General features: G+C 60.8%; 17 protein-coding genes and 1 pseudogene. 16 read left to right on the top strand and 2 right to left on the bottom strand.

What is annotated here, in order from left to right:
• Positions 1 to 106 precede the first annotated feature (106 nt).
• Positions 107 to 1,432: a TolC family protein gene (locus tag J4G38_RS21805; protein WP_210517055.1), complete on the bottom strand. Its 1,326-nt coding sequence runs from the start codon at positions 1,430 to 1,432 to the stop codon at positions 107 to 109.
• A 212-nt stretch (positions 1,433 to 1,644) separates the two neighbouring features.
• Between J4G38_RS21805 and J4G38_RS21800 the strand changes: the two genes are divergently transcribed.
• The 16 genes from J4G38_RS21800 to J4G38_RS21725 all read left to right on the top strand — a co-directional run bounded on the left by J4G38_RS21800 (position 1,645) and on the right by J4G38_RS21725 (position 21,139).
• Positions 1,645 to 2,322 (top strand): response regulator transcription factor, encoded by a 678-nt coding sequence (locus J4G38_RS21800; RefSeq protein ID WP_210517054.1) that lies wholly within the window; start codon positions 1,645 to 1,647, stop codon positions 2,320 to 2,322.
• A gap of 60 nt (positions 2,323 to 2,382) precedes the next feature.
• A complete protein-coding gene (locus J4G38_RS21795; RefSeq protein WP_210517052.1) occupies positions 2,383 to 3,696 on the top strand; it encodes a sensor histidine kinase in 1,314 nt (437 codons plus the stop codon).
• A gap of 59 nt (positions 3,697 to 3,755) precedes the next feature.
• Positions 3,756 to 4,193, top strand: coding sequence for a PepSY-like domain-containing protein (locus J4G38_RS21790; RefSeq protein ID WP_210517050.1), 438 nt, complete (start codon positions 3,756 to 3,758; stop codon positions 4,191 to 4,193).
• A gap of 191 nt (positions 4,194 to 4,384) precedes the next feature.
• Positions 4,385 to 5,200, top strand: a complete 816-nt coding sequence (locus J4G38_RS21785) for an SDR family oxidoreductase (protein ID WP_210517048.1) — start codon at positions 4,385 to 4,387, stop codon at positions 5,198 to 5,200.
• Between the two features lie 131 nt (positions 5,201 to 5,331).
• Positions 5,332 to 7,965: an MGH1-like glycoside hydrolase domain-containing protein gene (locus J4G38_RS21780; RefSeq protein ID WP_210517046.1), complete on the top strand. Its 2,634-nt coding sequence runs from the start codon at positions 5,332 to 5,334 to the stop codon at positions 7,963 to 7,965.
• A 233-nt stretch (positions 7,966 to 8,198) separates the two neighbouring features.
• Positions 8,199 to 8,684, top strand: coding sequence for a DUF6799 domain-containing protein (locus J4G38_RS21775; protein ID WP_210517044.1), 486 nt, complete (start codon positions 8,199 to 8,201; stop codon positions 8,682 to 8,684).
• A 105-nt stretch (positions 8,685 to 8,789) separates the two neighbouring features.
• A complete protein-coding gene (locus tag J4G38_RS21770) occupies positions 8,790 to 10,775 on the top strand; it encodes a WG repeat-containing protein (protein ID WP_210517042.1) in 1,986 nt (661 codons plus the stop codon).
• Positions 10,756 to 11,547, top strand: a complete 792-nt coding sequence (locus tag J4G38_RS21765; RefSeq protein WP_210517040.1) for a T9SS type A sorting domain-containing protein — start codon at positions 10,756 to 10,758, stop codon at positions 11,545 to 11,547. The genes J4G38_RS21770 and J4G38_RS21765 overlap by 20 nt, the downstream gene beginning before the upstream one ends.
• A gap of 247 nt (positions 11,548 to 11,794) precedes the next feature.
• On the top strand, positions 11,795 to 13,267 hold the full coding sequence (locus J4G38_RS21760) for a CoA-acylating methylmalonate-semialdehyde dehydrogenase (RefSeq protein ID WP_226163657.1): 1,473 nt from the start codon (positions 11,795 to 11,797) through the stop codon (positions 13,265 to 13,267).
• Between the two features lies 1 nt (position 13,268).
• The gene (locus J4G38_RS21755) at positions 13,269 to 13,685 is read left to right on the top strand and encodes a DUF3997 domain-containing protein (protein WP_210517038.1); all 417 of its coding nucleotides are present in this window, start codon (positions 13,269 to 13,271) and stop codon (positions 13,683 to 13,685) included.
• A 38-nt stretch (positions 13,686 to 13,723) separates the two neighbouring features.
• A complete protein-coding gene (locus J4G38_RS21750; protein ID WP_210517036.1) occupies positions 13,724 to 15,076 on the top strand; it encodes an aminotransferase class III-fold pyridoxal phosphate-dependent enzyme in 1,353 nt (450 codons plus the stop codon).
• Positions 15,077 to 15,298: 222 nt separating this feature from the next.
• Positions 15,299 to 16,672 carry a dihydropyrimidinase gene (gene hydA / locus J4G38_RS21745; RefSeq protein WP_210517034.1) on the top strand — a complete coding sequence of 458 codons (1,374 nt, stop codon included), beginning with the start codon at positions 15,299 to 15,301 and terminating at the stop codon, positions 16,670 to 16,672.
• 264 nt (positions 16,673 to 16,936) lie between these two features.
• Positions 16,937 to 17,803, top strand: coding sequence for a nitrilase-related carbon-nitrogen hydrolase (locus tag J4G38_RS21740; protein ID WP_226163655.1), 867 nt, complete (start codon positions 16,937 to 16,939; stop codon positions 17,801 to 17,803).
• A gap of 106 nt (positions 17,804 to 17,909) precedes the next feature.
• Complete coding sequence (locus J4G38_RS21735) at positions 17,910 to 19,232, top strand: FAD-dependent oxidoreductase (protein ID WP_210517032.1); 1,323 nt, start codon at positions 17,910 to 17,912, stop codon at positions 19,230 to 19,232.
• A 96-nt stretch (positions 19,233 to 19,328) separates the two neighbouring features.
• Complete coding sequence (gene preA, locus J4G38_RS21730; protein ID WP_210517030.1) at positions 19,329 to 20,717, top strand: NAD-dependent dihydropyrimidine dehydrogenase subunit PreA; 1,389 nt, start codon at positions 19,329 to 19,331, stop codon at positions 20,715 to 20,717.
• A gap of 110 nt (positions 20,718 to 20,827) precedes the next feature.
• Positions 20,828 to 21,139, top strand: a complete 312-nt coding sequence (locus J4G38_RS21725) for a hypothetical protein (RefSeq protein ID WP_210517028.1) — start codon at positions 20,828 to 20,830, stop codon at positions 21,137 to 21,139.
• A 203-nt stretch (positions 21,140 to 21,342) separates the two neighbouring features.
• Here J4G38_RS21725 and J4G38_RS29245 read toward each other — a convergent pair.
• Positions 21,343 to 21,433, bottom strand: a pseudogene (locus J4G38_RS29245) (IS5/IS1182 family transposase); the annotation flags it as partial.
• Between the last annotated feature and the right edge of the window lie 64 nt (positions 21,434 to 21,497).

Below are 21,497 nucleotides of genomic sequence, written 5' to 3'. Positions count from 1 at the left end.
GCCGTCATGCAGCGCGAAGCGAAGCATCTTTACCGCAATACTAAATCTGATTAGTTACGCTGTAAAGATGCTTCGCTTCGCGTTGCATGACGTACTGAAGCTTGTGCTAATACTCGGCCAGATAGTCCAGGGCGAACCTACTCCTCAGCCGGTCCGTTTCGGCCTGCGTTAAGCTAAACTGCAAGGTCCGGTAGCTGGTCACCAGGTTCAGGTAATCGAGAATGGCCACATCGCCCGTGGCCAGCTGCTGCCGCGCCGCGCCCACCAGCGCATCGGCCACCCGCACCTGCTCCCGAATGCGGCCCAGCAGCGCATCGGACGCCCGAATCAGGCTTTCCAGCTGCTCGTACTGCTGCCGCCGCTGCACCGTGAGAAACTGCCGGTAGCCGCGCCGGCTCTGCTCACTCAGCTCGATGCGCTGGTATTGGAGCTGGCGTTGGTGCCCGTCGAAAATCGGCACGGCCAGCTGAAAGCCGCCGCCAAATCCCACGCTGTGCGCCAGCGCGATAGGCAGGTAGGACGACGACTGCAAGCCCGCATCGAGCACGGCACTGAGCTTGGGACGGTAGTAGGCATCGATGGCGCGGCGGTCGAGCAGCAGGCGCAGGCTGTCGAGGGTGTACTGGCGCTGGCTGGGGGCCAGCAGGCCGGCCAGCGGCCGGTGGGTGGGCGGGGTAGGGGCTTCGAGGGAAATCAGGGCCGTATCGGCCACGCCGGCCAGGGCGCGCAGGGTGCCCAGCTCGCGGCGGTAGGCCAGCTGGTTTTGCTCCACGGTCACCTCCTGGGTGCGCACCGAGAGGTAGAAGCTCAGGTACTGGGTCTGCTTAAAGATGCCCCCGTTCACCAATTGGCGCAGCTGGGCATCCTGTTGGCGCAGCTGGCCCAGCAGCGAGCGGCTGAAGGCAAGCTGCGTTTCAGCGGCATAGGCATTGATGAACTGGTCGGTGATGCTGCGGCGCAAATCAAGGGCCGAGAGGCGGCCCGTGTTGCGCAGCACCTGGCCCTGGCTGGCCAGAATCTGGTAGTCGTTCTGGAGCTGAAACCGGTTCAGAATGGGCTTGGTGGCCTGGGCAATGGCCGCGTAGTTGCCGCCGTTGGAAATGGCCTGGTCGTAGCCCAGCACATTTTCGCCCTGGCTATTCGTAATCGAAGGATAATACAGCGCCGAGCCGATGCCGCCCACCTGCACGCCGTTCTGGCGGGCGCGCACCAGGCTGTCAATGCTATTCTGGCTGACCTGGTTGGCCGTTTCGCGCAGCAGCGGGCTGTTTTGGCGGGCCACCCGCAGGAAGTCGTCGAGCCGGCGGGGGCTGGCGGGGGCGGGGGCCACGGCGGGCAGCGGCGCGAGCGTGGGAGGCGCCGGCACCTGCGCACGGGCCGCCCCGGCCCACAGCCCCAGGGCCAGTACGCCGGAGGCAAAACCGCGAATCAAACAGGAAAAGCGAACGAACAAACGAGCCAGAAAGAATGATGAGCCACGCAAAGCTCCGGCGCAAATCTGAAGAAAATCAGGCCCGGCGGAGGCCGTATCCTTGCGCATACGCGCCCTGTCGCAGAAAGTCTTCAAACTTTTGGCCGTCCTTCGCGGAGAAGTTTTAGATAGCCCACCCGGTTATTATACGACGGGCCCAAAAATACCTCTCCATGAAGCTCTTGCTCGTTGAAGACGAAGCGGCCTTGCGCACGGCCCTGCTCAGCTCCCTCAAACAGGCGGGCTATATTGTCGAATCCGCCATCGATTTTGCCCAGGCCCAGGAAAAAATCCTGCTGTATCAGTACGACTGCGTGCTGCTCGACCTGACCCTGCCCGACGGCTCCGGCCTCGACCTGCTCCGCATTCTCAAGGCCTCGGGCTCGCCGGCCGGCGTGCTCATCATCACGGCCCGCGACGCGCTGGACGACAAAATCACGGGCCTCGACCTCGGCGCCGACGACTACCTCATCAAGCCGTTTCACCTCTCCGAGCTCAATGCCCGGCTGCGGGCCATCATCCGGCGCCGGCAGTTTCAGGGCCAGCAGCAGCTCGTGTTCCGCGACTTGCTGGTGCTGCCCGACCTGGCCGAAGTGCACGTGCGCGGCGAGCTGCTCACCCTCACCCGCAAAGAGTACGACCTGCTGCTGTACCTGCTGGCCAACCCCGGCCGCGTCCTCACCAAAGAAGCCATTGCCGAACACTTGTGCGGCGATGCGGTTGACGCGGCAGACTCTTTCGACTTTATCTATACCCACCTCAAAAACCTGCGTAAAAAGCTCCAGGAGAAGGGCGCCGATAATTACATCCGTACCATGTACGGCGTCGGCTATAAGCTGAGCACTGAGTAGGAATCTGCTCGGGCAATTTAGGCGTATGGTCAGTATAGCGTATTCTTCTTTTCGATAATCATGCGCCTGCTCGCCGCCACCACCCGCTATTATCTGCTGCTCACGGCCCTGTTGTTCGTGGTGGGAAGCCTGGGGCTGTATTATGGCATCAACTGGGCCCTGCGCAACGAGATTGATGAGCAGCTGCAGAGCCGCCGGCAGGAACTGGTTGAGAAGGCCCGGGCCGAGGAGCTGCCGCCCGTCGAGCTGCTCCAAACCCTGCTGCCCGTGAGCCGGCAGCGCCGGCCCGAGGGCTTCCGCGACACGACGATGCTCGACAAGATAGAGCACGAAATGGTGCCGCACCGGCTGCTCACGTTCCCGCTCACCGTGAGCGGCGACGGCACGGTGTGGGTCACGCTGCGCAAGTCGCTGGTAGAGGCCGAAGACCTGATGGGCGTGGTGCTGGGCGTGATGCTGGGCGTGCTGGCGCTGCTGCTCGGCGGTGTGGTGCTGATAAACCGCTGGCTGTCGCACCGCATCTGGGCGCCTTTTCGGGGCACGCTGGCTACCCTGCGCGCCTACGATTTGCAGCAGCACAAGGTGCTGGAACTGCCCACGCCCGCCGTGTCGGAATTTGCTGAGCTGAACCAGGCGCTCACCGTGCTCAGCCAGCGCCTGGTGGCCGATTACGAGAGCCTGCGCGAATTCACGGCCAACGCCGCCCACGAAACCCAGACGCCCCTGGCCATCATGCAGGCCCAATTGGAGCAGCTGCTCCAGGTGCCCGCCCTGGCCGAAGACCCCGCCGCCGCCCCGCTCGTGGCCGACCTCTACGGCGCCACCCTGCGCCTCTCGCGCCTGCACCAGGCCCTGAGCCTGCTCAGCAAAATCGAGAACCGGCAGTTCGCCGAGGCCGTGCCCATCCGCCTCGACCAGCTGCTGACCGAAAAAATGGCGCAGCTGGAGCCGCTGTTCGAAGCCCGCGAGCTGCGCTACGGCCTGGACATCAGCGGCCCGGTGGTGGTGTACATGCACCCTGGCCTGGCCGACTCGCTGCTGCAAAACCTGCTGCAAAACGCCGTGAAGCACAACGTGCGCGGCGGCGAGCTGGCCGTCAGCCTGTCGCCCCAGGAGTTGAAAATCAGCAACACCGGCCCGGCCGTGAGCGGCGACCCGGCCCGGTTTTTCGAGCGGTTCCGCAAACAAAACGCCGCCTCCGAGTCGCCGGGCCTGGGCCTGAGCATTGTGCAGCAAATCGGGGGCTACTACGGATTTGGCGTGCGGTATTCGGTGGCCGAAGGCGGTACCCGGCACACGTTGCGCGTCAGGCTGAAAGCCCAGGCCGTGCCGGCACCGAAAAAAAGTAAACCCAGTTTTGCCGCTACAGAGTAGCACCAGAATGGCCGGATAGATTTGGAGTGAAATCCATGTTTCACTTCATCCTCAATTCAATGAAACCCACCGTAGTAATACTTGCCTCGGCCGTGCTGCTGAGTGGTTCAGCGCAGGCCCAGAAACTAGTGGCGGCCCAAGTGCCAGCCGCGGTTACCACTGCCTTCCAAACAGCCTTCCCCGCCGTGAAGACGGTGAAATGGGAAAAAGAAGGCGCCGACTACGAAGCAGGTTTTGCGCTGGGCAAGGCCGAAATGTCGGCCGTCATCACCGCCGCCGGCGTGCTCAGGGAAACCGAAGCGGAAATACCCGTAGCTCAGCTCCCCGCCCCAGTCCGGAAAACGCTGGCTACCCGCTACAGCGCCTACAAAATCACGGAAGCTGCCAAAATCGTGACGGTCGCCACCGGTGCCATTTCCTACGAAGCCGAAGTGAGCCAAGGCGGCAAACAGCACGATGTACTCTTCAATGCCGACGGTAGGGAGGTAAAAAAGTAGCCTCTTATTCCTTCTTCAGCAGCCCGATTGCCTTTGGAGGTGGTCGGGCTTTTTTAGTTAATAAACCAAGCGGTGGCGTCCGCGTAAGCAGAGTTGGCCCAATTTGGCTGCGCTTGGTTCTTCATCAAAAGAACAGGCCCGACACGTAGAATTGAGGCTTACATCTTCTTTTACCAACCCCATTTTCCCGTATGGCTACTCCCGACCCCCGGCGTCTCGCCAATCAAATTGCCCTCGTCACGGGGGCCAGCTCCGGCATCGGCGTGGCCGTGGCCAAAGGCCTGGCTGCTCACGGCGCTTCCGTAGTTGTGAACTACGGCCACGACGTGGACGGGGCCAACGCCACTGTGGCCGCCATCGAGGCGGCCGGCGGCACGGCCCTGGCCATCAAGGCCGATGTAAGCAAGGAAGCCGACGTGCAGGCCATGTTCAAGCAGGCCATCGAGCACTTCGGCACCATTCACATTGTGGTGGCCAACTCCGGCATTCAGCAGGATTCCGCGTTCATCGACATGACCCTGGAGCAGTGGCAGAAGGTGATTGACGTGAACCTGACCGGCCAGTTCCTGTGCCTGCGCGAGGCGGCCCGCGAGTTCATCCGGCGCGGCGTGCAGCCCGAAATTTCCAAAGCGGCTGGCAAAATTATCTGCATGAGTTCGGTGCACGAAGTCATTCCGTGGGGCGGGCACGTCAACTACGCGGCCAGCAAAGGCGGCATCATGCAGCTCATGAAAAGCGTGGCCCAGGAGCTGGCCCCGCACAAAATCCGGGCAAACAGCATCGGGCCCGGCGCCATTGCCACGCCCATCAACCTCTCGGCGCGCGACACGCCGGAGGAGGAAAAAGCCCTGCTCACCCTCATCCCCTACAACCGCGTGGGCGACCCCGACGACGTGGGCAACCTCGCCGCCTGGCTGGCCTCCGACGAAGCCGACTACATCACCGGCCAAACCATTTTCATGGACGGCGGCATGACGCTCTACCCCGGTTTCGCCACCGGCGGGTAAGGATAATCACATCAGCACGTCATGCTGAGCGTAGTCGAAGCATCTCTGCCGCGCAAGTAATTTGTTACTGCTGCGGTAGAGATGCTTCGACTACGCTCAGCATGACGTGCTTTTTTAATAGAAACCTGCGAATGAATCCCGAACAATCCCGCCTCGCCGAAGCCAACGCCCACACCAAGCCCTGGCGCAAATTCGGCCCCTACATAGCCGAGCGCCAGTGGGGCACCGTGCGCGAAGACTACAGCGCCAACGGCGACGCCTGGAACTTCACCACCCACGACCAGGCCCGCAGCCGCGCCTACCGCTGGGGCGAGGAGGCGCTGGCCGGTTTTTGCGACGACGAGCAGCTAATCTGCTTCGGCCTGGGCCTGTGGAACGGGCAGGACCCCATTCTCAAGGAGCGCCTGTTTGGCCTGAGCGGGCCGGAGGGCAACCACGGCGAGGACGTGAAGGAGGTGTACTACTACCTCGATGCCACGCCCACGCACTCCTACCAGCGCATGCTGTACAAGTACCCGCAGCACGCTTTCCCATACGAGTGGCTGGTGAAGGAAAATGCCCGCCGCGACCGCAGCAAGCCGGAATTCGAGCTGATGGACACGGCCATGTTCCACGAAAACCGTTATTTCGACGTGTTCGTGGAATTCGCCAAGGCCGATGCCGAAGACATTCTCATTCAGCTCACCATCGTGAACCGCGGGCCCGACGATACCACGTTGCACCTGCTGCCGCAGCTCTGGTTTCGCAATACCTGGGCCTGGGGCAACGACGCCTACCGGCCCACCATCGCCGCCACCGCCGACAACCAGCTGCACGCCGAGCACCGCGACCTGGGCGCCCTCACGCTCTACTGCGATGAGCAGCCCAACCTGCTGTTCTGCGACAATGCCACCAACAACGGCCGCCTCTACAACGCGCCGTCCGACGAGCGGTTTTTCAAGGACGGCATCAACGACTACCTGCTGCACGGCCAGGCCGGGGCCGTGAACCCCGAACGCACCGGCACCAAAGCCGCCGCGCACTACGAGCTGGCCATTGGCCCCGGTGCTACCCGCGTGGTGCGCCTGCGCCTGGCCGCGCCGGGCAATGCCCAGCCGTTTGCTGATTTCGACCAGACCCTGAAGCTGCGCCTGGCCGAAGCCGACCAGTTTTACGAAGCAGTGCAGTGCGACCAGCCTGATGCCGACTCTCGCCTGGTGCAGCGCCAGGCCTACGCGGGGATGCTGTGGAGCAAGCAGTTCTATTATTACGACGTGCCCCGCTGGCTGGCGGGCGACCCATCCTTGCCGCCGCCGTCGCTCGAGCGCCTGGAAGGCCGCAATGGCACCGGCTGGACCCACCTCAACAATGCCCACGTCATCTCCATGCCCGATACGTGGGAATATCCCTGGTACGCGGCCTGGGACCTGGCTTTTCACTGCCTGCCCTTGGCCCACCTCGACGTGGAATTCGCCAAAAACCAGCTGCTGCTGCTGTGCCGCGACTGGTACATGCACCCCAACGGCCAGCTGCCGGCCTACGAGTGGAAACTGAGCGACGTGAACCCGCCGGTGCACGCCTACGCCACCTGGCGGGTGTTCAAAATAGACCAAAAAGCCCGGGGCGATGCTGGGGACGTGGCTTTTCTGGAAACCATTTTCCATCGCCTGCTCATCAATTTTACGTGGTGGGTGAACCGCAAGGACCGCGACGGCCGCAATATTTTTGAGGGCGGTTTCCTGGGGCTGGACAACATTGGCGTGTTTGACCGCTCGGCCCCGCTGCCGTTCGGCGGCTTTCTGGAGCAGGCCGATGGCACCGCCTGGGTGGCCATGTACGCGCTGAACATGATGCGTATTGCCCTGCAGCTCAGCCAGACCAACCCCGTGTACCAGGACCTGGCCTGCAAGTTCTTCGAGCATTTTCTGTACATCGCCGATGCCATGACCAACGTGGCCAACGAGCACATGGACCTCTGGGACGACGAGGACGAGTTCTACTACGACGCCCTAAACACGCCCGACCGCGGCCACGAGCTGCTGAAAGTCCGAAGCCTGGTGGGCCTGATTCCGCTGTTTGCCGTGGAGGTGATTGACGAGGACACGCTGGCGGGCGCTCCGCTTTTTCTGGCGCGCATGAACTGGTTTCTCGACAACCGGCCGGTGCTGGCTTCGCTGGTTTCGCGCTGGCAGGAACCCGGCAAAGGGGCGCGGCACCTGCTGTCGCTGCTGCGCGGACACCGCGTGAAGCGGCTGCTGGCCAGAATGTTGGATGAGGCCGAATTTCTTTCGCCCTATGGCATCCGCAGCCTCTCGCGCTACCATGTAGCGCACCCGTTCGTGTTTCGCGGCACCGAAACCCAGTTCACGGTAAACTACGAGCCCGCCGAGTCCCAAACCAGCCTCTTCGGCGGCAATTCCAACTGGCGCGGCCCCGTCTGGATGCCCATGAATTTCATGCTCATCGAGTCGTTGCAGCGGTTTCATCACTACTACGGCGACGATTTTAAGGTGGAATATCCCACCAATTCCGGCCAGGTGCACACCCTGCTCGAAGTGGCCGGAGCCCTCACCACCCGTCTCACCAAGCTCTTCCTGCGCGACCCCGAAACCGGCCGCCGGCCGTGCTTCGGCGACGACAAGCAGCTGCAAACCGACCCCAATTTTCGTGATTACCTCTGGTTTCACGAATATTTCCACGCCGACAATGGCCACGGCCTCGGCGCCAGCCACCAAACTGGCTGGACTGGCCTGATTGCCAAGCTGCTGCGGCCACGCGGTGAGTAGTAGCTGGAGAAGCCCGGCAGCCCACCCTTAACCGGCCGTTGGTTAATGCTGCCACATGCGGCAGTGCTTTCTATTTTAACTGCCAAAAGCTCAGTTTATCAGGGGCCTTGCCGCTGCGGCTGGCCACTCAATGCTGCGGTCGAGGCAGCCTGGCGTCGTATTTGACGTATACGGCCTGCTACGGACTCCAATGCCCCGTGACCTTGCTTATTAAGTCAGTTTACTCTTTGCCAATGCGTAGCCTCAAGCTTATCGGAACCGCCGGCCTGTTGCTGGGGCTGATTGGCCCGGTACGCGCCCAGCACGCCGCCAACGACGACGGTTTTCAGCGCCGAAATGGCGAAATGCAGGTCGTGCGCAACGGCCAGGCCCGCCCCATGACCCGCGATGCCCGCCTGCCCACCGGCGCCACGGTCACCAAAGACGGCTTTATCGTGGCCGCCAACGGCCACCGCACCGAGCTGCGCGAAGGTCAGGGTTGCGACTTGCGCGGGCGCCCCGTGGCGGTGCGCACCACGGCCACGGGGGCGCTGGCATTGGATGCGCCCACGGCGTCGGCACGCCCGGTGGTAGTGCGTGAAAGCCCGTCCGACCATGGCGTTTTGGCCGAAATCTTCGGCTCGGGCGACGATGAAGGCCGTTCTTATAAATTCAAGAAACCCAAAAAACACCACGGCAAAGGCAAAGGCCACGGCCGCTGGAAAGGCGAGGACGACTAACGGCCTGCCGAAGTTTGCCAGGTTTTGGGTTTGTTTTTAGCCGGTGTTCCTCCGCCACGGCTGCCGAAACCGGTGGCTGAGGAGCCGGCCCGTTTAATCGATTGTATGGTTTACCGTTGCCTTTCCGCTCCTTTTACTGACTCCCTCCGGCAAGACCTGTTTGATGCGGCCAATGCGGCCCTGCAAGCCGAAAAATCCGGGCCCGATGCAGTGCTCCTGGGACAAGTGGAAGCCACGGCCGATGCCGCCCCGCTTGATGCGGTGGTGCTGCGGCCCCACGGCATCACGCTGCTCGTGCTTGTGCCGCGGGGCGGCCGGCTCAGCATTCCGGCGTTGGGCTACGGCTCGTGGCTGCTCGATGGTGCTCCGTTGCCCAGCCCAGCCGGTTTCGACAATCCGTTCGAGCAATTTGTGCAGCAAAAGCAGGCGCTGGAAGTTTGGTTGGGCTCGCGCCTGAGCCCGGAGCAGGCCAATCTGCGCTTCATCACCGGCATCGTGGTGTTTGCCGGGCCCGTCACCTTTAGCCCCGATGTGGAGCTGGCCCTCAACAGCGGGACTGGCAACGGCTTCCAGCTGCTCACCAACCCGGCCGAGCTGCCGCGCCGACTGCGTCAAATGGCAACTCCCGAAATCGAGCTGAGCGCCGCCGACCTTGCCGAATGGGCCGCCAGTCTGGCCCCGCCCGCGCCCGGGGCGGCCGGAAATTCTTCTCCCGAAGCCGACAGTGAGGTGTGCGACGAGGACTCATTGCCTGAAACCGACGAGCCCGACCACGCCATCCAACCGGTCCCAAACGGCGCTACCGATTTCCTGACCCAGAAAGCCCGGCAGCTGTGGGGCTGGCTCGGGGCCGCCGATATTCCCGACGACCTGCCGTATGGCTACGACTCAGCTGCCGCCGTGGCCGCCCGCAGCGAGGAAAAACAGCAGCTGGAGCACACCCGGCAGCAAATGCAGGCCGACGTAGCCGCGCAGCTCCAAGCCATGGAAGCCCGCGAAACCGAGCGTGAGCGCAGCATTGCCCAGCTGCGCACCGAGCTGGCCCAGGCCCCGCCCGTAGCCGCCGAAGCCACCGCGCTGGTATCGCGCCTACACGCCGAAACCCGCGAAAAAGCTGCCCTGGAAGCCGCCATGCAAGCCTCCCGGGCCGAATCGACGGCCCGCAATCAGGAGCTTGACGCCAAGATTCAGCAACTAAGCCAGCTGATTGAGCGCCTCAATGCTCAGCCTGCCGCACCCGCACCCACGCCAGCCCCCGCCAGCGCTCCGATGGCCGCGCCTGCGGCGGAGCCAGCCGGGGCTTCGGGGCAGCAAGTACCCCCCCCAACGGCGCTATTTACCCCAGCGGTCGTGCTCGAAAAGCTGAAGGCGGGTACGGAAGCGGGCGTACGGCAGCTGCGGGCCATGCAACAGCGGCAGCCGCGTTTGGCGCTCGCGGTGGGGGGCGCGGCGGTGCTTGCGTTGGGCGTGTGGGGCCTCGGCCACCTGGGCGGCAGCCAGCCGGTGCCCTACCAGAAAAACGGCCGCTGGGGCTTTGCCGATGCCAAGGGCCAGCCCGTGATTCCGGCGCAGTTCACGGCGGCTGGTCCGTTCCAGGCCGGCCGGGCGGTGGTGGCCAGGGATGGTGCCTATGGTTTTGTGAATGAAGCTGGTAAAGAGGTAGTGGCGCCGGCTTACGACGCCCTCAACCCCTACGCCGGCGGCTATGCCCGCGCCCGCGTGGGCGACGCCTATACCTTTGTGAATGAGCAAGGGGAGGAGTTCGATAGCTATTATTTCAACGCCCGCGACTTCGCCGAAGGCCACGCCGCCGTGCTGGACCACCGCGGCTGGTACTACATTGCCGGCCCCATCGAGCCCGGCAAGCCGGTTATTTTCCTCGAAGCGTATTCCTTCTCCGATGGTTTGGCGCGGGTAAAGCTGGCCGACGGCTACACTTTCATCACCGCCGATTACCTCGACGACCCCAGCGCCGGCACCAGGCCCTTCGGCCGCTACCAGCAGGCCGCCGACTTTGCTGATGGCAAAGCCCGCGTGCAAAAGGACGGCCGCAGCTTCCTGATTAATAAAGATGCAGAGGAGGTTAAGTAGTACGAAGTTCTCTAACGGCACGACATTGCTGGGCACGGCCACCGCCAGCCTCTACAGCTACCCCTGGACGGGCGTGGCCGCTGGCACCTACTCCATCACGGCCAAGGCCACCGACAACTCCGCCGCCGTGACAACTTCGGCCGCCGTCAGCGTGACCGTCAGCACCGCCCCGGCCGGTGCGTATTGCGCCACTACCACCGACTTCAGTTACGGCGCCGTGAGCAGCGGCGGCAACGTGACCTTCACCTTCCACCCCCTCGGCGCTACTGCGGGCGGCACCCTGGCCATCCTTTACCTGCGGGTAGGTACCACCGACACGTACCCCGGCTACACGATGACCAGGAACGCGGCCGGCGATTTCACCTACACCCAGGCCCTGGCCTCCGGCACGGTCACCAACCTGTACTTCACCTACCAGTACGGGGCTGGCGGCCCCGAGCGCAACACCTCCGCCACGCCGTTCTCCTACACGGCGGGCGCGGCTTGCCCCCAGGCCCGTGGAGTACTGGCCACGGTTGCCACCACCACCGGCCTCGTCGCCGGTGCGGCCTACCCGAACCCCGTCACCAACCAGCTCACGGTGGAACTGCGCGGGGCCTCGACTCATACGCTCACCCTGCGCGACCTGCGCGGAGCCGTGGTTCGGGAACTCACGGCCGAAGCTGGCCGCACCGTCACGGGCTTCGATATGACCAAAGTGACCAGTGGTGTGTATCTACTCACCATCAGCAGCACCGACGGCACGGAAGTGCGGAAGATTATGAAAGAATAAAATTTCGGCCTTTGGGCTGGAAGCGCGGCAAGATTAGAATGCGGTGCTAAATGCCTAAAGGTCAGGAAGGCGCGGATTTGCGTGGGGCGAAAGCCCGGAACAAGCCGTCGGCTGCTGCGTGTTTCGCAGGGGCCGGCGGCTTGTTTGTTTGGGGAAGCGAGGGCAAAAAAGATAAATTTACTACTTGCGCCATTGTCCCATCTCCCGCAAAACCCTTAGCTTGCACCCCGCTTAACATTAAGGTAACATGGAAGTCCAAACGTTGAAGTATCCAGCCATCCGCAATTACGTGGCCGGCCACTCGGTAGAAAATGCCTCCACGGCCACGATGGACGTGTTCAGCCCCCTCAACGGGCAGTTGATTTCCACCCTGCCCCTCAGCGGCGCCGATGCGCTCGATGCCGCCGTGCAGGCCGCCAAAGCCGCCTTCCCCTCGTGGTCGGCCACGCCAATCAAGGAGCGGGTGCAAATCTTCTACCGCTATAAAACACTGCTGGAGCGCGACATGAAAGCCCTCGCCGACCTCGTGCGCGAGGAAAACGGCAAGACCTTCGATGAAGCCCGCGCCGAAGTCGAAAAAGCCATCGAGCTGACCGAGTTTGCCTGCTCCATGCCGCAGCTCATCCAGGGCGAATTCCTGGAAGTGAGCAAGGGCGTGGAAGCCCGCGCCGAGCGCAAGCCGCTGGGCGTGGTGGCCAGCATCGCCCCTTTCAACTTCCCCAACATGGTGCCCCACTGGACCATCCCGAATGCCATCGTGCTCGGCAACACCATGATTCTGAAGCCCTCGGAGCAGGTGCCCCTGAGCGCCGTAAAAATCGCCGAGCTGCTGAAGGAAGCCGGCCTGCCCGACGGCGTGCTGAACGTCGTGAACGGCGACCGGGAAATCGTGGAAGCCATCTGCGACCACCCGGATATCCAGGCCGTGAGCTTTGTGGGCTCTACCAAAATTGCCAAAGTCGTCTACATCCGCGCTACCAGCAACCTCAAGCGCTGCGTAGCCCTCGGCGGCGCCAAAAACCACCTCATGGTGCTGCCCGACGCCCACCCCGAAATGACGGCCTCGAACGTGGCCGCCAGCATGTCGGGCTGCGCGGGCCAGCGCTGCATGGCCGGCTCTACTATGGTAGGAGTGGGGGCCGTCGATGACATCGTGGCCAAAATCGTGGAAGAAGCCAAGAAGATTGTGGCCGGTCAGAACCTCGGCTCCGTCATCAGCAAAGAGGCCAAGGAGCGCATCGAACAGCACATCACCGAAGCCGAAGCCGCCGGCGCGAAGGTCCTGCTCGACGGCCGCAACGCCGTGGTGCCCGGCCACGAAGATGGCTATTATGTAGGTGCAACGGTCATCGACTACGTGACGCCCGACATGCGCATCGCCCAGGAAGAAGTCTTCGGCCCGGTGCTCGCCATCATGCGCACCAACACGCTGGACGAGGCCATCGCCATCGAAAACGCCAACCCCTACGGCAACGCCGCCGCCGTGTTCACCAGCAGCGGCAGCAGCGCCCGCTACGTGATGGACCACGCCAACGCCGGCATGATTGGCGTGAACATCGGCGTGCCCGTGCCCCGCGAGCCCTTCTCCTTCGGCGGCTGGAACGACTCTAAATTCGGCGCCTGCGACATCACGGGCAAGAGTTCGATTGAATTCTGGACGCAGTTGAAAAAGACCACGACGAAGTGGAACCCCGAGTCGCGGGTGAACTGGATGAGCTAGCGTGAAAAATGTGCATTGGTACAAATTGGCTGTTGTTGCTCTCTTATTGCTGTTGACTAGCTGCTTTGGACTATTCGACAACGGTACTGACAATATTGTAGATAATTACACAGTCACTTGGATTGACCTTCACGCACACCGTGCGCTTTATAACACCCAAGAAGTTGTACCAGCTTACATTTCGGCGGTAGGTTATAATTCAAATTATCTATTTGTAAAGCAACATCCGCTGACTGGTGAATTTGATAGCGAAGTATTGGAATCAATAACACACTATTATCTTATCAAACGAACGAAAAATGAATCTCAAGACCAGCCTGTTTATGGACCGCTTTCTGAGGAAGCGTTCAATAATTTGTGCCATAATCTGGGAATAAAGAACGTCACGTTCAGTACGCATTATCCGGAAAATATTTAGTGATGTTTTCCGCAGCACATTCTGAAAGAATCATCCAAATGGAAATCACCCTCGCCCCCGACCCAACCCAAATCCTGCACGACAACCTCGACCATACGCTTTTCTCGTGGTCGAAGCAAACGGGCCTGAACCCCATCAACGCTGAGCGCGCCGAAGGCGTGTACCTGTACGACCGCGACGGCAAGCGCTACCTCGACTTCTCGGCCCAGCTGATGAACGTGAACATCGGCCACGGCGACCAGCGCGTGACCGAAGCCGTGGCCGCCCAGATGCGCGAGCTCAGCTACGTGTACCCCGGCATGATTACCAAGGCCCGCGGCGACCTCGGTAAGAAGCTGGCCGAAATCACCGCGCCCAACCTCACCAAGGCATTTTTCACGCTGGGCGGGGCCGAGGCCATCGAAAACGCCATCAAGCTGGCGCGGGTGTACACCGGCCGCCACAAGATTGTGTCGCTGTACCAGTCGTTTCACGGCGCATCGTATGGCGCGATGAGCGTGGGCGGCGACCCGCGCAAGTTCGCCGTGGATAGCCAGGCCATGCCCGGCACCATCCACGTTGAAAACCCGTTTTTCTACCGCTGCCCCTGGCACAGCTCCACGCCCGAGGAGTGCGCCCAGCGTGCCGCCGATGCCATGGAGCGCATCATCGGCTACGAAAACCCCGGCAGCGTAGCCGCCATCTTGCTCGAAGGCGAGTCGGGTACGTCGGGCTGCATCAAGTACCCGCCCGGCTACTGGACGCGCATCCGCGAAATATGCGACAAGCACGGCATCCTGCTCATTGCCGATGAGGTGATGTCGGGCTTCGGCCGCACCGGCAAGTGGTTCGGCTCCGACCACCACAACGTCAAAATCGACATCATGTGCATGGCCAAGGGCATCACCGCCGGCTACCTGCCCCTGGGCGCGGTGATGGTGGACGAGAAGATTTCCAAGTCCTTCGACGACAAACCCCTGCCGCTGGGCCTGACGTACTCGGCGCACCCGGTCTCCTGCGCCGCCGCCGTGGCCGTGCTCGACATCTACGAGAGCGACAACCTGCTCGAAAACACCGTGGAAATGGGCGAATACATGGACCAGCAGGTGGCCCAGCTCATGCGCCACCACCCCAGCATCGGCGACTGGCGCAACACCGGCCTCTTCGGCTGCATCGAGCTGGTGAAGAACCGCGACACCAAAGAGCCCATGGCCCCCTGGAACGCCACCAACGACCAAATGGCCATCATGAACCAGGTCGCTGCCAAAATCCGCGAGCTTGGCATGTACACCTTTGTGCGCTGGAACTACATTTTCATCTGCCCCCCACTGACCATTAATAAGGAGGAAATTGATGAAGGTTTGGCCATTATTTCGGAGGCGCTGGAAATTGCAGATAAGTACGTTAATTAGTGCTGGCGCGAGTTTAGCGAAGCGTAACTCGTGACTGGCAATGACGTGGAGGCTGAGTCTCCACTGCCGCGCCAGCGGCAAGCTAGGGCCGCGCCGCCTCGTTCTGATGCGAGATGCAGGACTGCGCCAGCAGCGTCGTTCTAATGCGAGGCGCAGCCTCGCCCGAATAATCGGCACGAGTTACGCTTCGCTAAACTCGCGCCAGTAAACCATTGCCAATCCATGTCCATTCTCCTGAAAAACGGCCGCGTCGTCACCGCCGATTCGGACGCCGTCTGCGATATTCTGATTGAAGGCGAAACTATCGTGTCCATCGGCCGCAATTTGTCGGCCGATGGCGCGGAGGTAATCGACTGCACCGGCAAGCTGGTTATGCCCGGCGGCATCGACCCGCACGTGCACCTCGAAATGCCCTTCATGGGCACCTTCAGCTCCGATACCTACGAAACCGGCACCCGCGCGGCGCTGCACGGCGGCACCACCACCGTCATCGACTTCATCCTGCAAAAGCAAGGCAATTCGCTGCGCTCGGCCTTCGAGGAGTGGAGCGGCCGAGCCACCGGCAACGCCGTGGGCGACTACAGCTTCCACATGGCCGTGACGGATTTCAACCCCAGCACGAAGGAGGAAATCAAGGACATGATTGCCGAAGGCATTACCTCCTTCAAAACCTTCATGGCCTACAAGGGCGCGCTCATGATTGACGACGCGCAGATGGTGGGCCTGATGCAGGAAGTTCAACGGCACGGCGGCCTCGTGACGGCCCACGCCACCAACGGCGACATGATTGACACGCTCATCGCCCAGCACCGGGCGCAGGGCAAGCTCACCCCGCTCTACCACTACCTCTCGCAGCCCGAAGTGACCGAAGCCGAAGCCTCCGGCCGCTTCGCCGACATCGCCAACTACACGGGCGTGCAGGCCTACATCGTGCACCTCACCTGCGAGGGCGCGCTCAACCAGGTGCGCCGCGCCACCGAGCGCAACCAGCGCGTGCTGGTCGAAACCTGCATTCAGTATCTGCTGCTGGATGCGTCCTTATATGAGGACGAGGCCAACGGCGCGAAATGGGTAATGTCGCCCCCGCTGCGCGAGAAAAAGGACCAGGCCACGCTCTGGGCCGGTATCAATCAGGGTCTTGTGAATGTGGTCGGCACCGACCATTGCCCGTTTATGTGGGAGCAGAAATTAGTGGGAAAAGATGACTTCTCAAAAATCCCGAACGGTCACCCAGCCATCGAGCACCGCATGGAATTGCTCTTTTCCGAAGGCGTAAACAAGGGCCGCATTACCCCGCAGAAATTCGTGGAAGTCACTTCGACCAATGCCGCTAAAATCTTCGGGATGTTCCCCCGCAAAGGCACCATCAGCATCGGCGCAGATGCCGATTTGGTGATTTTTGACCCGCAGAAAAAGCACACTATTTCGGCCGCAACGCACCACATGAATTGCGACTATTCTGGCTATGAAGGCTGGGAACTAACCGGCAAAATCGACACGGTTTTGCTGCGCGGCCAAGTAGCGGTAGATGCTGGTGAAACCAAAGTTTCGAAAGGCTACGGGCAGTTTATCAAACGTGATAAGCCGAATATTTAGGTTACGGCTGTCTTTGCGAGTGGAGCGCAGCGGAAGGCGGTAAACGCAGTTCAACGAAGCCAATTCTGCCTCTCTCAGCGGCTAGTTTAACAATGTAACAAGCTTTTTATTAATTGCTGACTGATACGTTAATCAGTGATTTTTTAGACAGCTGAAATAAATCAGTTCATCACAAATCAACACTTTGCGCGGAGAGAGGGCGGATTGCTTCGTCGTGCCTCCTCGCAATGACGAAACCGAAACTCTCACCCCACCAAAAAAACAATGCCCAGAATTATTAAATCCGGCCTCATCCAGATGAGCCTGCCGATGACCGAAGGCGAAGGCACGATTGCCGAAATTATGCAGGCCATGGAAGCCAAGCACATTCCGCTCATTGAAGAAGCCGGCCGCCAGGGCGTGCAGATTCTCTGCCTGCAGGAAATCTTCAACACCCCGTACTTCTGCCCCGGCCAGGATAAAAAATGGTACGCCTCGGCCGAAGCGGTGCCCGGCCCCACGACGGACCGCATGGCCGAATACGCCAAGAAGTATAACATGGTGATGATTGTGCCCGTGTACGAGCGCGAGCAGGCCGGCTTCCTCTACAACACCGCTGCCGTGATTGACGCCGACGGCACCTACCTCGGCAAGTATCGCAAAAACCACATCCCCCACACCACCGGCTTCTGGGAGAAATTCTTCTTCAAGCCCGGCAACCTGGGCTACCCCGTGTTCCAGACTAAGTACGCCAAAATCGGTGTGTACATCTGCTACGACCGCCACTTCCCCGACGGCGCCCGCATCTTGGGCCTGAACGGGGCCGAAATCGTGTACAACCCCTCGGCCACCGTGGCCGGCCTCTCGCAGTACCTCTGGAAGCTGGAACAGCCCGCCCACGCGGCCGCCAACGGCTATTTTATGGGCTGCATCAACCGCGTGGGCGAGGAGAAGCCCTGGAACCTGGGCCGCTTCTACGGCACCTCGTATTTCGTGGACCCGCGCGGCCAGATTATCGCGCAGGCCGATGAATACAAGGACGAATTGCTGATTGCCGAATTCGACCTCGATATGATTGAGGAAGTGCGCAATACCTGGCAGTTCTTCCGCGACCGCCGTCCCGAAACCTACGAGAAACTGGTGGAGCTGTAAGGGAAATTATGAGCTTTGAATTATGAGTTATAAGTTGGCCTTGCAGTCGCTTTGATTTGTAATTCAAAACTCATGATTCATAATTCAAAACTCATAATTCAAAGCTGTGGCCGAGTTTTTCACCCCAACTACCGAGCAGGAATTCGCGGAAAACTTTGCGCAATTAAAGCCGGTGATGAACCGCACCGAGGCGCTTTATGAAAGCTCCCGCTGCCTCTTCTGCTTCGATGCGCCCTGCATCAAGGCCTGCCCCTCGGGGATTGATATTCCGCAGTTTATCCGCCAGATAAATTCGGGCAACGACACCGGCGCAGCGCGTACTATTTACGAGGCCAACTACTTCGGTAACGCCTGTGGCAAAGTGTGCCCGACGGAAGTACTGTGCGAAGGCGCCTGCGTATACAACTTGCAGGAAGTGAAGCCGATTGAAATTGGTCGGCTGCAGAGTTTTGCCACGACTAAGGTGATAAAAAGCGGCGAAAAGCTATTCGGTCCCGGCGTGGATAATGGGAAGAAAGTGGCCGTAATTGGCGCGGGTCCGGCGGGTATTTCTGCCGCTTGTGAATTGCGTTCGCTGGGCTACGAAGTTGACGTATTTGAAGCCAAAGCGCAGCCTTCGGGCCTGACGGTGTACGGCGTCGCACCATACAAAATTACCAACGAAGAAACGCTGGCCGAAATGGCCTATTTGCAGGCGCAATTCGGTTATAATACCCACTTTAATTCGCTAATTAAATCACGCGAGGAATTAGCTGAACTAGAAAATAAATACGATGCTATTTTCCTCGGCATCGGCTTGGGCAAAACCAATGAGTTGGGCCTGCCGGGTGAGGATAAAATAAACTGCACCGGTGCGGTGGAGTTTATTTCTGAATTGCGTCAGCACCACCACGAAGTAGCCGTGGGCCGCAAGGTAATTGTGCTGGGTGGCGGCAACACCGCCATGGATGCCGCTTCGGAATCTTCACGCCTCGGGGCCGAAACCGTGATTCTGGCTTACCGGCGCGCCAAGGAGGAAATGGGCGCGTATGATTTCGAGTACGACCTCGCCAAGGGCGTGGGGGTGAAAGGCTTGTTTAACGTGGCGCCGATTGAAATTACCGGTAATGGCTATGTGACGGGCGTGAAGTTTATCCGCACTGAAACGAAGGATGGCCGGGTGCAGGAAATTGCCGGGTCGGAGTTTGTGGAAACCTGCGATATGGTGATTAAGGCCACTGGCCAGGCCAAGCAGGCCGAGTTCCTGAGTCTGATTCCCGGCCTGAAGCTGGACGGCAAGGGCCGCATTATTGCAAATGCGCACACCGGACAAACTGCGAACCCGAAATACTTTGCTTCGGGAGATGCCTGGAACGGCGGGGCTGAGGTAGTGAACGCGGCGGCGGAGGCCAAGCTGACGGCGCGCGGCATTCACGCCTATCTGTCGTAGGAACGTGCCATGGCGCTTCCGGCACCAGCGCAAAAAAGCTGGCTGTGCATTACATATTTTACCTGACAATTGAACGCGCCATGGCGCGTCCCTACAATGCCTGACCTCTCCATAAACTTCGCCGGCATCAAATCGCCGAACCCATTCTGGCTGGCTTCGGCTCCGCCCACCAACTCCGGCTATCAGGTGATGAAAGCCTTCGACGCCGGCTGGGGCGGGGCGGTCTGGAAAACACTGGGCGTGCCAGTTGTCAACGTTTCCAGCCGCTACGGCGGGGTGAACTACCGCGACAAGCGCCTCATCGGCTTCAACAACATCGAGCTGATTTCGGACCGCCCGCTGGCCGATAACCTGCGCGAGATTGAGGAAGTGAAAAAGCGCTTCCCAAACCACGCCGTCATCGCCTCGCTCATGGTGCAGACCCGGCAGGAGTGGCACGACATTGTGCGCCAGAGCCAGGACGCGGGCGCCGACGGCTTCGAGCTGAATTTTGGCTGCCCGCACGGCATGTGCGAGCGCGGCATGGGCTCGGCGGTGGGGCAGGAGCCCAAGGTGCTCCAGATGATTGTGGAGTGGGTGATGGAAGTGGCCACCAAGCCCGTTATCGTGAAGCTCACGCCCAACATCTCCGACATTACGGAGCCCGCCATGGCTGCCCGGCGCGGTGGGGCCAATGCTATTTCGCTCATCAACACGATTCAAAGCATTGTGGGCGTCGATTTGGACCAGTTTGCCCCGTATCCGATTGTGGACGGCAAGGGCAGCAACGGTGGCTATTGCGGCCCGGCGGTGAAGCCCATCGCCCTGAACATGGTGAAAAACTGTGCTCAGCACCCCGATATTAATTTGCCCATTTCGGGCATCGGAGGCATCGAAAACTGGCGCGATGCCGTGGAGCATATCCTGCTGGGCGCGAGCAGCGTGCAGGTGTGTACGGCGGCCATGCACTTCGGCTTCGGCATCATTCGGGAAATGACTTCCGGGCTGGAACAGTATATGGTCGAGAAGGGCTTCAACACCATCTACGACATGGTGGGCAAGGCCCTGCCCAATGTGCTGCACTGGGAAGACCTGAACATGAAGTACAAGGTCACGGCCAACATCAACGAAGACAAGTGCATCGGCTGCCAGCTGTGCTACACGGCTTGCGAAGACGGGGCCCACCAGGCTATTAAGCTGAATGCCGGGACGCGCGTGCCCGAAATCATCGAGGAAAACTGCGTGGGCTGCAACTTGTGCTCATTGGTTTGCCCCGTGGAGCAGTGCATCACGATGGAGCGCACCGATGACGGCACCCAGCACCTCACCTGGAAAGAGCGCACCGAAGCCGGCGACGTTCCCACCGAGTTCAACGACGAGAAAGCCGGCGGCCGCCACCACTGGGTGCCCGAGCCCAGCGCCGCCCTCGGCAAGGAGCGCCACAAGACGCTACCCGGCAAAGCCCGCGTCATCAACGGCGAAACGGAAGTGCCGACCGAAGCTTAACCTCTCGCTTCACAATTGGTTATTGGGCACCAATTCTGGTCCGTATTTTGTTGACAGCGTACACAGAAATCGCACCTGTAATTCGACGTGCTTCGACACGCTGCCATATCATGAAAACCAAATCAGTAATTTTTGCCTTGTTTATCAGCCTGTTCATGTTGGGCGGCTGTGTTGCTTCAGGCCCCGGCTACAGCGCTGGCTACGGGTATTATCCCTCGGCTCAGCCCTATTATGGCTACGGCTATGGCCGCCCGTATTATGCTCCGCGTCCGGTGATTGTGGCGCGCCCTTATTACCGGGGTGGCTACGGTGGTGGCTACCACGGTGAAGGCGGCCACGGGGGCTATCACGGCGGTGGCAATGGCGGCTACAACGGTGGCGGTGGCAACCACGGAGGTGGCGGCCACGGTCGTGGTCGCTGAGCGGCAAATGAGTAATTCGACGGGGCTGTTCGCTGGTAGCGGGCAGCCCCGTTTTTTGTGGCCTTTTCGGCAGAAGCCTCTAAGAAGGTATAGGATAAATTAATCGTCAGGTTTAGATATTGACCGTTTGGCGAGTCGTCTGAGCATTAAGTTGCTGAGGCAGATTTTAATCCAGGCTTCACTGTTGCGGGGATTGGTTTCGTAATCACGCCCGGCGAGGCGCCGGTACTTGCCTAGCCAAGCAAAGGTGCGTTCGACGACCCAGCGCCGGGGCAGCACCACAAAGCCTTTTTGCCCCGGCGGCTTGCTCACCACTTCCACCCGCAGACCCAGCGCTTGGGCTGCTTGGTTCACGAGG

It is taken from the genome of Hymenobacter terricola, assembly GCF_017921975.2.
GTDB lineage: Bacteria > Bacteroidota > Bacteroidia > Cytophagales > Hymenobacteraceae > Hymenobacter > Hymenobacter terricola.
The sequence above is the reverse complement of the archived record's forward strand: the minus strand, read 5'-3'. Positions and strand labels throughout refer to the sequence as shown.

Excerpts from the sequence above, each read along its gene's own strand:
- J4G38_RS21800 (WP_210517054.1), top strand. The coding sequence starts at position 1,645 with ATGAAGCTCTTGCTCGTTGAAGACGAAGCGGCCTTGCGCACGGCCCTG.
- J4G38_RS21795 (WP_210517052.1), top strand. The coding sequence starts at position 2,383 with ATGCGCCTGCTCGCCGCCACCACCCGCTATTATCTGCTGCTCACGGCC.
- J4G38_RS21790 (WP_210517050.1), top strand. The coding sequence starts at position 3,756 with ATGAAACCCACCGTAGTAATACTTGCCTCGGCCGTGCTGCTGAGTGGT.
- J4G38_RS21785 (WP_210517048.1), top strand. The coding sequence starts at position 4,385 with ATGGCTACTCCCGACCCCCGGCGTCTCGCCAATCAAATTGCCCTCGTC.
- J4G38_RS21780 (WP_210517046.1), top strand. The coding sequence starts at position 5,332 with ATGAATCCCGAACAATCCCGCCTCGCCGAAGCCAACGCCCACACCAAG.
- J4G38_RS21775 (WP_210517044.1), top strand. The coding sequence starts at position 8,199 with ATGCGTAGCCTCAAGCTTATCGGAACCGCCGGCCTGTTGCTGGGGCTG.
- J4G38_RS21770 (WP_210517042.1), top strand. The coding sequence starts at position 8,790 with ATGGTTTACCGTTGCCTTTCCGCTCCTTTTACTGACTCCCTCCGGCAA.
- J4G38_RS21765 (WP_210517040.1), top strand. The coding sequence starts at position 10,756 with ATGCAGAGGAGGTTAAGTAGTACGAAGTTCTCTAACGGCACGACATTG.
- J4G38_RS21760 (WP_226163657.1), top strand. The coding sequence starts at position 11,795 with ATGGAAGTCCAAACGTTGAAGTATCCAGCCATCCGCAATTACGTGGCC.
- J4G38_RS21750 (WP_210517036.1), top strand. The coding sequence starts at position 13,724 with ATGGAAATCACCCTCGCCCCCGACCCAACCCAAATCCTGCACGACAAC.
- hydA (WP_210517034.1), top strand. The coding sequence starts at position 15,299 with ATGTCCATTCTCCTGAAAAACGGCCGCGTCGTCACCGCCGATTCGGAC.
- J4G38_RS21740 (WP_226163655.1), top strand. The coding sequence starts at position 16,937 with ATGCCCAGAATTATTAAATCCGGCCTCATCCAGATGAGCCTGCCGATG.
- preA (WP_210517030.1), top strand. The coding sequence starts at position 19,329 with ATGCCTGACCTCTCCATAAACTTCGCCGGCATCAAATCGCCGAACCCA.
- J4G38_RS21725 (WP_210517028.1), top strand. The coding sequence starts at position 20,828 with ATGAAAACCAAATCAGTAATTTTTGCCTTGTTTATCAGCCTGTTCATG.